Annotated in this window: 13 protein-coding genes; 6 read left to right on the top strand and 7 right to left on the bottom strand. The window is 67.6% G+C overall.

Translation table 11 applies throughout. The annotated features are described in order from the left end of the window. Window positions 1-20: 20 nt before the first annotated feature. From ACIA58_RS26730 to ACIA58_RS26715, 4 genes are read left to right on the top strand one after another with little or no spacing between them, the layout of a single operon-like run. On the top strand, window positions 21-953 hold the full coding sequence (locus tag ACIA58_RS26730; protein ID WP_396406534.1) for a PDR/VanB family oxidoreductase: 933 nt from the start codon (window positions 21-23) through the stop codon (window positions 951-953). Window positions 954-968: 15 nt separating this feature from the next. After that, on the top strand, window positions 969-2066 hold the full coding sequence (locus tag ACIA58_RS26725) for an amidohydrolase family protein (protein WP_396406533.1): 1098 nt from the start codon (window positions 969-971) through the stop codon (window positions 2064-2066). Next, window positions 2063-3166: an amidohydrolase family protein gene (locus tag ACIA58_RS26720; protein WP_396406532.1), complete on the top strand. Its 1104-nt coding sequence runs from the start codon at window positions 2063-2065 to the stop codon at window positions 3164-3166. The genes ACIA58_RS26725 and ACIA58_RS26720 overlap by 4 nt, the downstream gene beginning before the upstream one ends. After that, window positions 3163-4251 (top strand): mandelate racemase/muconate lactonizing enzyme family protein, encoded by a 1089-nt coding sequence (locus tag ACIA58_RS26715; RefSeq protein ID WP_396406531.1) that lies wholly within the window; start codon window positions 3163-3165, stop codon window positions 4249-4251. The genes ACIA58_RS26720 and ACIA58_RS26715 overlap by 4 nt, the downstream gene beginning before the upstream one ends. A gap of 228 nt (window positions 4252-4479) precedes the next feature. On the opposite strand, the gene ACIA58_RS26710 is transcribed toward ACIA58_RS26715, so the two are convergent. The 7 genes from ACIA58_RS26710 to ACIA58_RS26680 all read right to left on the bottom strand — a co-directional run bounded on the left by ACIA58_RS26710 (window position 4480) and on the right by ACIA58_RS26680 (window position 11399). After that, window positions 4480-5880: an ABC transporter substrate-binding protein gene (locus ACIA58_RS26710; RefSeq protein ID WP_396406530.1), complete on the bottom strand. Its 1401-nt coding sequence runs from the start codon at window positions 5878-5880 to the stop codon at window positions 4480-4482. A 44-nt stretch (window positions 5881-5924) separates the two neighbouring features. After that, on the bottom strand, window positions 5925-6686 hold the full coding sequence (locus tag ACIA58_RS26705) for a sugar phosphate isomerase/epimerase family protein (RefSeq protein WP_396407819.1): 762 nt from the start codon (window positions 6684-6686) through the stop codon (window positions 5925-5927). Next, window positions 6686-7678: a Gfo/Idh/MocA family protein gene (locus tag ACIA58_RS26700; RefSeq protein WP_396406529.1), complete on the bottom strand. Its 993-nt coding sequence runs from the start codon at window positions 7676-7678 to the stop codon at window positions 6686-6688. The genes ACIA58_RS26705 and ACIA58_RS26700 overlap by 1 nt, the downstream gene beginning before the upstream one ends. 36 nt (window positions 7679-7714) lie before the next feature. Continuing rightward, window positions 7715-8554: a carbohydrate ABC transporter permease gene (locus tag ACIA58_RS26695; RefSeq protein WP_396406528.1), complete on the bottom strand. Its 840-nt coding sequence runs from the start codon at window positions 8552-8554 to the stop codon at window positions 7715-7717. Continuing rightward, window positions 8551-9477, bottom strand: a complete 927-nt coding sequence (locus ACIA58_RS26690; protein WP_396406527.1) for a carbohydrate ABC transporter permease — start codon at window positions 9475-9477, stop codon at window positions 8551-8553. The genes ACIA58_RS26695 and ACIA58_RS26690 overlap by 4 nt, the downstream gene beginning before the upstream one ends. A gap of 53 nt (window positions 9478-9530) precedes the next feature. Beyond that, window positions 9531-9890, bottom strand: a complete 360-nt coding sequence (locus tag ACIA58_RS26685; RefSeq protein ID WP_396406526.1) for a cupin domain-containing protein — start codon at window positions 9888-9890, stop codon at window positions 9531-9533. A 93-nt stretch (window positions 9891-9983) separates the two neighbouring features. Next, window positions 9984-11399 (bottom strand): PLP-dependent aminotransferase family protein, encoded by a 1416-nt coding sequence (locus ACIA58_RS26680; protein WP_396406525.1) that lies wholly within the window; start codon window positions 11397-11399, stop codon window positions 9984-9986. A gap of 70 nt (window positions 11400-11469) precedes the next feature. Here ACIA58_RS26680 and ACIA58_RS26675 point away from each other — a divergent pair, with 70 nt between their 5' ends. Together ACIA58_RS26675 and ACIA58_RS26670 are read left to right on the top strand one after the other, a co-directional pair. Beyond that, on the top strand, window positions 11470-12693 hold the full coding sequence (locus tag ACIA58_RS26675) for a Tm-1-like ATP-binding domain-containing protein (RefSeq protein WP_396406524.1): 1224 nt from the start codon (window positions 11470-11472) through the stop codon (window positions 12691-12693). Between the two features lie 48 nt (window positions 12694-12741). Next, a complete protein-coding gene (locus tag ACIA58_RS26670; protein ID WP_396406523.1) occupies window positions 12742-13572 on the top strand; it encodes a phosphoenolpyruvate hydrolase family protein in 831 nt (276 codons plus the stop codon). The last annotated feature ends 96 nt before the right edge of the window (window positions 13573-13668 follow it).

The raw sequence follows: 13668 nt of genomic DNA, 5'->3' as shown, positions 1-13668 counted from the left end.
AGACGACGCTGGCGCTGCGGGTGAGCTCCCACCGGGAGATCTCGGCCGGCGTGACGGAGCTCGTCCTCGTCCCCGCAGACGGCTCAGACGGCTCGGAGTTGCCGGCGTGGACCCCGGGGAGTCACATCGACGTCGAGGTGCGTCCCGGGCTGGTCCGGCAGTACTCGCTGTGCAGTGATCCGGCGGACCGGTCCCAGTACCGGATCGCCGTACTCCGGGAGCCCGTGAGCCGGGGTGGCTCGGTCGCGTTGTGCGAGCGGGTCCGGCCCGGCGACGTACTGGAGGTCACCGGGCCGCGGAACCACTTCCCGCTGCACGATTCGCCGCGCTACCTCTTCATTGCCGGCGGCATCGGAATCACACCGATCATCCCGATGATCGCGGCCGCGCAGGCGGCCGGCGCCGACTGGCGGCTGGTGTACGGCGGTCGCAGTGAAGCGTCGATGGCCTACCGCGACGAGCTGCGACGTGTTGACCCGGACCGAGTACTCGAGTGGCCGCAGGACCTGCGCGGCCTGATCGAGCTGGACAAGCTGCTCGGCGAAGCACAGCCCGGGACGCTGATCTACTGCTGCGGCCCCGAGCCGCTGATCGCGGCCGTCGAGGCGAAGAGCGCGCACTGGCCGCACCGGTCGCTGCAGGTGGAGCGGTTCGCGCCGAGACCCCTCACGGAAGTCGCTCCCAACACGTCCTTCGAGATCGAGCTGGCCGACAGTGACGAGGTACTCGTCGTACCGCCGGACAGGTCCATCCTCGAAGTCGTGGACGAAGCGGGCATCTACGTCCTGTCCAACTGCGAAGAAGGCACGTGCGGAACGTGCCGGACGACTGTGCTGGAAGGCGTTCCGGACCATCGGGACTCCGTGCTCGACGACGACGAACGCGCGGCCAACGACACGATGATGATCTGCGTGTCTCGCGCGCTGTCGTCCCGATTGGTCCTCGACCTGTGAAAGGTGAGATCACAAGTGGCTGTACAACAACTCGCGAACTACGCACGGCCGGAGCAATGGGCCGGCCTCGACCTGGTCGACACCGACGTACACATCAACCTCCCCGGCCTGCGCGACCTCTTCCCGTACCTCGAGGCCCGGTGGCGTGACTACATCACCGAGTCGGGGATGGGTGGACTGCCGTCCAACCTGTACCCGTCGAACGCACCGAACCTGTTCCTCGACGGGGTGCGGCCCGAGCAGGGTCCGCCCGGGTCGAGTCTCGAGCTCATCCAGCAGCAGCTACTCGACCCGTGGCAGCTGCGGTACGCGATCCTCAACTGCACGTACGCGATCGACTCGATCCACAACGACGACCTCGCGGCCGCGCTGGCACGCGCGCTGAACCGCTGGCAGTTGCACGAGTTCCTGGAGCAGGACGACCGGCTGCGCGGATCCGCCGTACTTCCGCTGCAGAATCCGGCGTTCGCGGCCAAGGAGATCGAGTGGGCGGCGGGGCACAGGCAGTTCGTCCAGGTGACCGTGCCGTCGCGCAGCCGTGAGCCGCTCGGCCGGCGTGGGTTCTGGCCGATGTACGCCGCCGCGCAGAACGCCGGCCTGGTCGTCGGGGTCCAGGCGGGCGGACTGAGTGGCAATCCGACGACGCCCGTCGGCTGGTCGACGTACTTCGTCGAGGACTACGTCAACGTGCCGCTGGCGTTCCAGACACAGCTGATGAGCTTCGTTGCCGAAGGTGTCTTCGTCGAGTTCCCCGACCTGAAGGTCGCGACGATCGAGGGTGGCTTCAGCTGGCTTCCGCCGATGCTGTGGCGCTTCGACAAGGACTGGAAGGGCCTGCGGCGCGAGGTTCCGTGGGTCGAGCGGCCGCCGTCCGAGGTGATCCGCGACCACGTGCGGATGACGATCGCGCCGCTCGACCGGCCGGACACCCCGGAGCAGCTCCTCGAGGTGATCGACCAGCTGCTGTGCGACGACATGCTGATGTTCTCCACCGACTACCCGCAGGCGCACTTCGCGGACTCCGTCGACGCGCTGCCGGCGGGGATCTCCGACGAGCTGCGGACCAAGATCATGTCCGGCAACGCGCACGCGACGTACAGGAGCCTTTCATGACACAGACGCAAACTCGCCCTGCTCGCCGGACCGCCGCGAAGCAGATGATCATCGACTGCGACATCCACAACGTGATGGCTCCGGGCGCGCTGGAGCCCTACCTCTCGAACCACTGGCTCAGGCATCACAAAACGTTCGGCTCGCGCCAGCACAACGGGAACGTGTATCCGAAGGGATCGCCCGCGCGGTACGACGCGTTCCCGCCGTCCGGTCTGCCCGCGGGCGCGGACCTGGGGTTCATGCAGAAGCAGCACCTCGACGGGCTGAACGTCGAGTTCGGCATCCTCGGACCGCTCAGCGGATCGGGCAGCCAGCTCGATCCGGAGTACTCCGCGGCGTTGTCGGCGGCAACCAACGACTGGCAGATCAAGGAATGGCTGGAGCCGGAGCCGCGGCTGAGGTCGGGCATGATCGTGCCCGCCGAGCACAGCGAGCAGGCCGTTGCGGAGATCGAGCGGCTCGCCGGCCATCCCGGCTTCGTACAGGTGCTGCTGGTGGCGCGCAGTTCCGCGCCGCTCGGGGATCGCCGCTACTGGAAGATGTACGAAGCTGCCGCACGGCACGACCTGCCGATCGGCATTCACTACGGCGGCGGCGTGCGCGGCGTACCGATCAGCTCGGCGGGCTGGCCGTCGTACTACCTGGAGGACCACGCGGGGATGTCCGCCGCGTTCCAGGCGCATGTGGCCAGCCTGATCTTCGGCGGCATCTTCGACCGGCTGCCGAACCTGCGGATCGCGTTGATCGAAGGCGGGTTCGCCTGGCTGCCGTCGCTGGCCTGGCGGATGGACACGCACTGGGAGCGGTTCCGCGCCGAGATTCCGCAGGTACGCCGTAGGCCGTCGGAGTACGTCCGCGACCACTTCTGGATGACGACGCAGCCGATCGAGGAGCCGCATCGGCCGGCGGACCTGCACAAGGTGTTCGAACACCTCGGCGGGACCGACAAGGTGATGTTCTCGACGGACTACCCGCACTGGGACTTCGACCATCCTGCGCACGCCTTCCAGGTGCGGCTGCCCGCGGCGCAGCGGGAGAGCATCTACACCGAGAATGCCCGGGCGTTCTACAAGCTGCCGGCCCGGGCGGAGTCGCTTTGACCAAGATCACCTCGATCGAGACCTTCGACGGTCACGGCTGCATCGTCCGTGTCCGCACCGACGACGGGCTGGTCGGCTACGGACAGACGGCGCACTCCGAGGCCAGGATCACGGGGGAGGTGCTGCACACTCTGGTCGCGCGGAACTATCTGGGCCGGGACCCGTTCGACCTCATGACCCTGGCCGAGAAGTGCGCGCGTTCGGAGTACAAGTACTTCGGCAGCTTCCTGTTCCGGGCGTTGGCCGGCGTGGACACCGCGCTGTGGGACCTCGTGGGCAAAGCGAAGTCGCAGCCGGTCTACCAGCTGCTCGGCGGGAAGTTCCGGCCGTCGGTGCCCGTCTACGGCTCGGCGATGCGCCGCGACACGACGCCCGAGGAGGAAGTCGACCGGATGGTCGCGGCCGTCGCGGCGCACGGATTCCGCGCGGTGAAGATCAAGATCGGCGAGCGCAACGGTCGCGACGCGGAGTCGCGCACCGGCCGCACCTGGCGGCTGGTGCCGCTGCTCCGCAAGGAGCTGGGCGACGAGATCGAGATCAGCGCGGACGCGAACGGCGCCTACTCCCCGGGGCAGGCGGTCCGGATCGGACGCCTGCTCGAGGAGCACGACTACCTGCACTTCGAGGAGCCGGTGCCGTTCTGGGAGTACGAGAACGCGGCGAGCGTCGCGGCGGCGCTCGACATCCCCGTCGGCCTGGGCGAGCAGGAGTTCTCGGTCGACGCACTGCGCCGGATCATCCAGAGCGGCATCGACGTCATCCAGCCCGATGTCTGCTACATCGGCGGTATCACGCGGGCCCGGCAGGTGGCCGAGCTGGCCAACCTTGCCGGGGTCCCCTGTGTGCCGCACTCGTCAGGTAGATCGCTGACGGCGATCTTCACCGCCCATCTGGTCACGGCGTTGCCGGCGTGCAACCTCTTCCACGAGTGGACCATCGAAGACGCGTCCTCCATGCGGGTCTACGAGCCGTTCCCGGTCGCACAGGACGGCGAGGTGCTCCTGTCCGATGCGCCGGGCTGGGGCGTCGAGATCTCCGACTCCGTGCTGGAGCGCATGCCCCGACGGGTGTCGTCGCTTCGCTGAGGCTGCGCGGCACCCCGTTGCCGACGATGTCCGGTGGCATATCCCACACCAATCGCCGAGTCGTGAAGAGAGGTTCTGGCAACCTGCCTTGATCCACGACTCGGCATTCGGGATCGGATCCATTCGCCACGACTCGGCGAACACACTGTCAAGTCGGGCTCTCGGCTGAGGGATCCCTGCAGGTCGATGCACGTACTGACACGCCAGGAGCACTTCCTTGTCGTCGCTCTAGATGGAGTTCGGGATGGGGTAGCGGCCTTTGAGCAGTGGCTGGATCTTGGCCTGGAGGCCGTCGAGGACGGTCTTCGCGGGGACCTTGCCCGTGGCGATCTGCTCGATGGCCGGGGTCAGGACCTCTTGGATGGCGGGCACGTTCTTGAGGACCTGGGTGAAGTCCCGGACCGAGTTGTTGAGGCGGTAGTCGACGGCGGCCGTGCGGTACTCAGGTGGATGTACGTCGTTCTTCGTCCAGGCGTCGATGGCCGCGGCGTCGGAGTAGTACTTGGTCTCGACCGGCATCCACAGGCCGCGCTTGAACAGGTCGCTGTTGCTGCCGTCGACGCTGTACGCGTAGAGCTCGATGGCCTGCTCGGGATGTTTGGTGCCGGCGGACATGATCCGGCAGCTGCCGGCCTCCTGGGTGATCGGCTCCTGGTACGACGGCAGCACGCCGATGCCGTACTTGAGATCGCTCTCGCCCATGTCGAGCAGGGTCCACTGACCATCGATCGCCATCGCGACGCGCTTCGTCTGCAGCTGGACCGTGGTGGTCGGGGCGTTGGCGGTGTCGCCGCCGCCGAGCTGGGCCGGGCTGGGGGACACCCTGTGCTTGTAGATCAGATCCTGCAGGTCCTGGAACACCTTCACGCATTCGGGGCTGTTGAGTGTGTACTTCGTACCCGTCTCGTCCGTGACGTCGCCGCCGTTGCTGCGGATCAGCGGATACCAGGTCCACTGGGTGGACAACGGAGCCGAGAGGCCGAACTGACGGATCTGGCCCGGCTTGAAGCCCGTGTCGCTCGGCCGCTTGCCGTCCTGATCGAGCGTCAGCGCGGTCGCGACCTCGAGCAGACGGTCCCAGGACCACGCGTTGCCCGCCTCTGCCGGCGGGGTCATCGAGGCGTCGGTGAACAGGTCCTTGTTGTACCAGAGCAGGCTGATCTCGCTCGCTGCCGGCGTCCCGGCCACCTGCTTGTCGCCGTACCAGAAGAAGTTCTGCGGTTTGCGGCCGGACAGCTGGGCGAACTTCTCGATGTAGGGGTAGATGTTGGCGATCTTGCCCTGCTCGGCCAGCCGGTACGCCGTCGGCGCGGTCATGTAGGCCACGTCCGGGAGATTGCCGCTGGCAACGAGCGTGTTGACCTTGGTCTCGTAGTCGCCCGGCACGTGCACCGGTTGCACCTTGGTGCCGGAGTGGGACTTCTCGAACGCCTTGGTCATCTGCTCGATCGCGGCCTTCTCGCTGGCCGAGCCCCAGTACATGAACTGCAGGTTGGCCGCGCCGCCGCTCTTGGTGGTTGATTGCCCACCGCAACCGAACAGCCCGAGGCCGGCGGCGGTGAGGGCCCCGGCGCCGAGGAAGGCCCGGCGGGACAGGCCGGGCGGCAGGGAACGTGGATCGGTGGGCATCGCTGGCTCCTTCGGACGCGATGAGAAGCTGGTACGGCGTTGGGTCAGCCCGGCAACGGGTGCTGACCGAGGAAGTCGCGCGAGACCTGCAGTCCTTCGACGATCTCGGCGCGGCTCTCTTCGTCGACGCACAGGGTCGTCCCCGGGTCGAGCTTGGCAATGGTGTCCAGGACGCTGGTCAGCTCCACCGAGCCCTGTCCGAGCAGGCGGAACTCGCCGCCCTCGTAGTCCTTGAGATGGATGTTGTCGATCACCGGAGCGAAGTCGGTGAGCAGCGCGGAGATGTCGGTCACCCCGGACTTCAGCAGGTGCCCGGTGTCGACCGTGAGCCGAAGAGTGTTCTCGCGCACGGCTCCGAAGAACACCTCGAAGTCGCGACGGTGCATGACGGGCTCGCCGGTGTGGTGGTGCAGCGACAGTACGACGCTCTGTCCGGCAGCCTCCTCGGCGAGGTCGGACAGCTCCCGGGCGAACCGGATCAGGTCGCTGTCCTCCAACCCCTCCCGGGGTACGTCGTGACACAGCACGACGCGCTGTGAGCCGACAGCACTGGCGAAGCTGATGATCGCGCGCAGCCGCTGCTTGCCCTCGGCATCGAGCGGGTTCATCGTGATCAACGACGAGACATGTCCGGGCTCGGTGCCCCAGTCGGACCGGAACCGCTCGGCGCCGGCGACCGGCTCGTCGAGGTAGTCGCCGTACTGGTTGCCCTTGAGCTGGAGGCCGGCGAACCCGAACTCGGGATAGCGGTCGAACAACAGCCGCTGCTGGTCGGCGCCGCGGGTCGGTTTGGAGAATGCGATCATCACCACGGCAGACCGTCCTTCAACTCGATGGGGGCGCCGGAGTCGGCCGAACGGTAGGCGCCGTCGAGCAGCGCGATGGTCCGCAGGTTGTCCCGGCCGCTGTTCGGCGCTTCGACCCCGGTCTCCACAGCGGTCAGCAGGCGATCGAGTCCGAGGAACATTGCCTCCGACCGTCCGCTGCCTACGAGCGGGTTGGGGATCGTCTTCGACTCGCCGTCGTGGTGCAGGACGGCTTCGGCGTACCCGAGCTGGAGGGTGCCCGACGTACCGAAGACCACAGTTTCGGTGCGGTCGAGCCGGCTGGAGAAGCTCTGGACGTAGGTGACCGGGGTGTCGCCGAAGAAGATCTGGATGCTGGCGTCGGTCTCGCCGGCCGCTTCGATGGCCGGGGACGAGAAGGTCCGCGCCGACAGCCAGGTCGCTTCCTTGCCCAGCAACAGGCGGAACCCGTCGAACCAGTGGATTCCCATCACCGACAGTGCGTGGTGTTGCTGGGTCAGCCGCCAGCCCTTGTCCTGCCGGAACATCATCTCCTGCTGGGAGATCGCGAGTACGTCGCCGATCTCGCCCTGTTCGATCAGCTCGCGGCCGAGGCCGAAGGCGTAGCTGTCCCGGAAGTTCTGGTTGACGGCGAGCTGGACACCCGCCGCGTCACAAGCGTCCACGATCGACTTGGCGTCGGCGAAGTCGAACGAGAGCGGCTTCTCCACGAAGATGTGCTTGCCCGCGGCAGCGAGCTCGAGTACGGCGGAGGTCCGCACGTGGCTCGGCGTACAGACGACGGCGACGTCCCAGCCGCCGGCCTCGATCATCTCGGCGACGGATTCGTACGTACGCGTGACGCCGTAGGTGTCGCGCACCCACTCGCGTCGTTCGGCGAGCGGATCGGCGGCCGCGACGACCTCGACGCGGTCCGGGTGGTTGGCGTAGCTGGTCAGGTGGGATCGGGAGATGTTGCCTGCCCCGACGAGGGCGATCTTGTGTGCGGTCATGTGCCTTCCAAAACAGTCAGTCATTGGGAGGGTGGGTCAGCCCTTGACCCCGGTCAGGGTGACGCCTTCGATCAGGTAGCGCTGGGCGAAGAAGAAGAGGACGACGATCGGCAGGATGGTCGCGGTGGCGGCCGCCATCAGGTAGCCCCACTGCGCGTTGTAGGTGCCCTGGAACGACGCGAGGCCGAGGGCGAGGGTGAACTTGCTGCTGTCGTTGAGGTAGATCAGCGGGTCGAGGAACTCGTTCCAGGTCCGGATGAAGGTGAAGATCCCGACCACCATCAGCGCCGGCCTCGAGAGCGGGACGATGACCTGCCAGAACACCCGCAACGGCGAGGCCCCGTCGATGTACGCCGCCTCGTCGAGCTCGTACGGGATGGTCAGGAAGAACTGCCGGAGCAGGAAGACGTTGAAGATCCCGCCGCCGGCGCCGCCGAGCCAGGCCGGCACGATCAGCGGATAGTAGGTGTTGATCGCCTGGACCGCGTCCCACATCAAGAAGGTGGGCACGAGCAGCACCGCCTGCGGCAGCATCAGCCCGCTGAGCAGGACGCCGAAGACGACGTTGCGTCCCCGCCAGCGCAGCCGGGAGAAGCTGAACGCCGCGATCGAGCAGGTGAGCAGCGTCCCGACGACCGTGAAGACCTCGATGATCATCGTGTTGAGGAAGTAGCGGGCGAACGGCTGCGCGGTCAGTGCGCCGCTGAAGTTCGACCACTTGAAGGGATCCGGGATCCATTGCGGCGGTGCGATGAACATCTGGTTGTTGTCCATCAGCGCGCTGCGGACCAGCCAGACGAACGGCAGAAGGGTCGGGACGACTCCGACGACGAGCACCGCGTAGAGCAGGATCCGGCGCTTGCGGACTTTGGTCATCGCGCGGCTCCCATCTCGTAGTAGACCCAGCGGTTGGAGGACCGGAAGAGCGCCACCGTGATGACCATGACGATCACGAACAAGGCCCAGGCCAGCGCGCTCGCGTAGCCCATCTCGCTCTTGGTGAAGGCGGTCGTGTAGAGGTAGTACACGTAGAAGGTCGACGCGTTGTTCGGGCCGCCCTGGGTCATGATGTAGGCCTGGTTGAAGACCTGGAAGGTGCCGATGATGCTGGTGACGAGGTTGTAGAACAGCACCGGCGTCATCATCGGCAGCGTGACGTGCCGGAACTGCCGCCAGGCGCCGCCGCCGTCGATCGACACCGCTTCGTACAGATGCCGGGGAACGCCCTGCAGCCCGGCCAGGAAGATCACCATGATGTTCCCGAAACCCCAACTGCTCATCAGGATCAGCGACGGCACCACCGCGGTCTCACTGAAGACCCAGTTGGAGGTGGGCGCCCCCAGTTGGCGCAGGGTCGAGTTGAGCAGGCCGAAGTCAGGGTTGAAGATCCACAGCCACAGCACGGCGTTCGCGACACTCGGCACGAGGGTCGGCAAGTAGTAGATGGTGCGATAGACGCCGAGACCGCGGACCTTCGAGTTCAGCAGCATCGCGATCGCGAACGCGACCACGAGGGTCAGCGGTACCGCTCCGAGCGTGTAGTACGTGGTGACGCCCAGCGACTTGAGGAACAGCGGATCCCGGCTGAACATCCGCACGTAGTTGTCGACCCCGACGAACGACGGCGCCGAGCCGATCGTCCAGTCGGTCAGGCTGAGCACCGCCGACACCGCCATCGGCGCCAGGCTGAACACGACGAACCCGATGATGGCGGGCATGGCCAGCAGCAGACCCCAACGGCGCTCGAGCCGGCTCTGCCCGCTGACGCCGCTCCGCACCGTCCGGGCAGCCCGCGACAACGCGGTACGCCGAACCGCAACCTCTTATGTCATGGTGATGCCTCCCGGCGCGACTACTCGCCGATGACCTTCCGGTCGGGTGTCGAGAAGGCGATCAGCATGACCGCGGCATCCGTACCGACGTTGCGGGCGTTGTGCACCGTCCCCGCCGGGATCGAGATGGTGTCGCCCGCCGACATCGGCAGCTGGGTGTCGCCGAGGCGGTGGTCGATCGTTCCACTGACGACGTGCAGCACCTCGTCGCAGTTCGGGTGGTAGTGCGGGGGATTCTGCTCGCCGGGCTCGATCGTGCACCGACCGATCGTCATCGTGTCGGAGTTGCCGATGGCCCCCGAAACCATCCACTCCAGCTTGCCCCACGGCTGGGGCTCGACGACGACCTTGTCGGCAGGTGTCAGTCCTCCACGGCCCACGATGTGCCTCCTGGCGTTGGCTGTCTGTTGTCCTGCCATCCTGGAAGCAGGACGCGAACTCCGACAGAGCCAATTCGGCACTCGTGGCGAGGATCAGCCGCGGTTGCCGACGATCCGCCAGGCCTCGGCCAGCGCGCGTACGCCGGCCAGCAGTTCGGCGTGGCTCGCCGCGAACCCGATCCGCAGATGGTCGTCGAAGTCGTCCACACAGCTGAAGGTCGGACCGGGAAGCAGTTGTACGCCGAGGCGCTCCGCGCGCTGGACGAGCGTGGTGGCGATCGGGACCGGAAGGCGGACCCACAGGGACGCTCCACCGACCGGGACCACCGGCTCCCACTCCGGCAGGAGCTCCGCGAGCGAGCCGAGCACGAGGTCGCGGGCCGCACCCAGCACCCGGCTGCGCTCGGCCCTGGCCTCGTCGATGCGCGGCAGCAGGCGCGCGGTGGTCACCTGCGCGAGGAGCGACGTACCGAGATCCTCGCCCGCCTTGATCGACGCCAGTGCCGCGACGGTGGCGGGATCGGCTCGCAACCATCCCACCCGCAGGCCGCCCCAGAACGACTTGCTGACGGAGCCGACGGTGATCACGCCCGGTCCCCAGGCTGCCATCGGGGTCGCCGGCGGGTCGTCGATCATCGCGTCCGCCAAGGTCGTGTCGTCCAGGACGGTCAGGCCGAGATTCGTCGCGGTGATGGCGAGTTGCCGTCGCCGGCCGGAGTTCATCACCGATCCGGTCGGGTTGTGCACCGTCGACTGCATGACGAGGAGCTTCGGCTTCGTACGCCGTACCGCCGCGATCAACTCCGACGTCTCGATGCCGTACGGTCCGCGCCGGATCGGCTCCAGGCGGGCGCCCGCGGCACGAAGTACCTCGATCGCACCGCGGAACGACGGCTCCTCCACGAGTGCGACCGATCCCGGCTCGAGCATCGACACGGCGGCCATCCGCATCGCCTGCTGGGCGCCCGAGGTGATCAGGATCTGGTCCGACGCTGTGGGCAGGCCGATCGAGCTGTAGTACCCGGCGACCTCGGTGCGCAGCGCGGGCAGACCCTCGGGAACGTACCCGTGCGAGTCGACCAGCGGCGCGAGCTCCGGACCGACGACCGACGCCGCGTCCACGACCAGGCGGAGCCCCGGCAGCGCGGCGCTGCGCAGATCGATCCGCGGTCCGATGCTCGCCGCGTTCGCCAGGAACGACTCGAACCGGTCGTCGCCGCGCACGCCGAGGAACTGCCGGGCGGAGCTGACATAGGTGCCGTCACCGCGCCGGCTGGTCAGGATCCCGTCGCCGCGCAGCTCGTCGAACGCCGCGCCGACGGTGTTGCGACTGACGTCCAGGGCTTCGGCGAGCGAGCGCTCGGAGGGCAGCCGGACCCCGGCCGCCAGCTTCCCGGAGACGACCAGCATGCGGAGGTGGCCGGCCAGCTGGGTGTGCAGGGCGCCCTCGCCCAGCCCCCACTGTCCCATCAGGCGGACCATCTGATGGACGTTCAGCGGGGTGACCATTCGGGGAGAATTGGCTCTCGTTGCCTTCATTCCGGTCCTCCATCATGGGACAGAACTTCGGGAGGAGACCATGGCCACCGTCGCACTCGTAGGCACGCTCGACACCAAGAGCTCCGAGTATCGGTTCGTCGCCGAACGACTCCGCGACCTCGGAGTCGAGGTGATCATGATCGACTGCGGAGTGCTAGGGGAGCCGGGCTTCCCACCGCAGATCTCTCGCCGCGAGGTCGCCGCGCGAGCCGGCGAGGACCTCGACGGATTGGTCGCCGCGGGTGATCGCGGCGCCGCCGTCCAGGCCATGTCGCGCGGGGCGGCCAAGGTCGTCGAGGAGTTGTACGCCGCGGGCAAGCTCCACGGCGCGATGGCGCTCGGCGGCACCGGCGGTACCTCGCTGGCAGCGGCGGCGTTCCGGCCGTTGCCGCTGGGGGTGCCCAAGCTGATCGTGTCCACGGCAGCCGCCGGCGACAACTCGCCGTACGTCGGTGAGACGGATCTGATCCTGGTCCCGAGCGTGGTCGACGTGGCCGGGCTGAACCGGATCTCCACCCGGGTCCTCGGCAACGCCGCCGCGGCGATGGCCGGCATGGCGACCGCGGCGCCGGTCGTCTCGTCGAGCGACGAGAAGCCGCTGGTGGCCGCGTCGATGTTCGGCGTCACGACCCCGTGCGTCACCCGGGCGCGGGAGCAGTTGGAGGCGCTGGGGTACGAGGTCCTGGTGTTCCACATGACGGGCGCCGGCGGACGCACGCTCGAATCGCTGGTGTCGAACGGCATGCTCGCGGGCGTCCTCGACGTCACGACGACGGAGCTGGCCGATCACCTCGTCGGCGGGATCTTCGACGCCGGACCCGATCGGCTCTGCGCGTCGGCGCGGACCGGGATTCCCGCGGTCATCTCCCTCGGTGCCCTCGACATGGTCAACTTCGGGCCGGTCGACACTGTGCCTGAGCGCTTCGCGGATCGCCTGTTCTACCAGCACAACGCGACCACGACCTTGATGCGTACGACGCCCGCGGAGTGCCGCGAGCTGGGCACACAACTGGCGGCGAGGGTCCGGGAGTCGGTCGGACCGGCCACCGTCTTCATCCCTTTGAACGGCATCTCGGCGATCGCGGTCAAGGACGGGGCGTTCTACGACGCGGAGGCCGACCAGGAACTGTTCGACGCTGTCCGCGCCGGACTGCGGGACAGCTCTGTCGAGCTGGTCGAACTGAGCTCTGACATCAACGCCGTGGAGTTCGCCGACGCCATGGTGCAGCGGTTGCACAGCGCGATATCCACTGCCCGGCTGTGAGTGCCGGTGAGCAACTCAGCGAGCACGAGATCACGAGGGAGACCGAGTATGGGCCGAATCGAGCGCCAGGAAATCTTGCAGCGGCTGCGCGGCAAGGTGGAGCGGCACGAGCCGATCGTCGGCGGGGGAGCCGGCACCGGGCTGTCCGCCAAGTGCGAGGAGGCCGGGGGGATCGATCTGATCATCGTCTACAACTCCGGGCGGTTCCGGATGGCGGGGCGCGGCTCCCTGGCCGGACTGCTTGCCTACGGCAACGCCAACGAGATCGTCCTCGAGATGGCGGCCGAGATCGTCACCGTCGTCGAGCGGACGCCGGTGCTGGCCGGCGTCAACGCCACCGACCCGTTCTACCAGCCCGCCGCCTTCCTCGCGAAGCTGACCGCGGCCGGGTACTCCGGGGTGCAGAACTTCCCGACCGTCGGCCTGATCGACGGCAACTTCCGGCAGAACCTCGAGGAGACCGGCATGGGCTATCAGCGCGAGGTCGAGCTGATCCGGCTGGCGGCCGAGAACGAGCTGCTGACCACGCCGTACGTCTTCTCCGCCGAGGACGCGGTCGCGATGGCCGAGGCCGGCGCCGACGTGATCGTGTGCCACATGGGCCTGACCACCGGCGGGCAGATCGGCGCCGCGACCGCGCGTAGCCTCGACGACTGCGTCCACCTGAGCAACGAATGGTCCGAGGCCGTACGCGGTGTCCGCGACGACGTGATCATGCTCGTCCACGGCGGCCCGGTCGCGGAGCCCGCCAACGCCGAGTACGTGCTCCGCAAAACCACCGGCATCCACGGCTTCTACGGCGCGTCGTCCCTGGAACGACTACCGGTGGAACGCGCCCTCATAGAACAGACCCAAGCCTTCACCAGCATCACCTTCTAGCTGTACTCGGCCAGGACGTTGGTGACGTTGGGGTTGGTGGGTTGACGTAGGGAAGACCTCCGGAGTGCGGTGGAGATAGCCGTCTTCACCAGTCCG

It is taken from the genome of Kribbella sp. NPDC051586 (genome assembly GCF_044453965.1).
Taxonomy (GTDB): domain Bacteria; phylum Actinomycetota; class Actinomycetes; order Propionibacteriales; family Kribbellaceae; genus Kribbella.
Note: the sequence above shows the minus strand (reverse complement) of the source record. Positions and strands in the feature narration are given on the sequence as shown.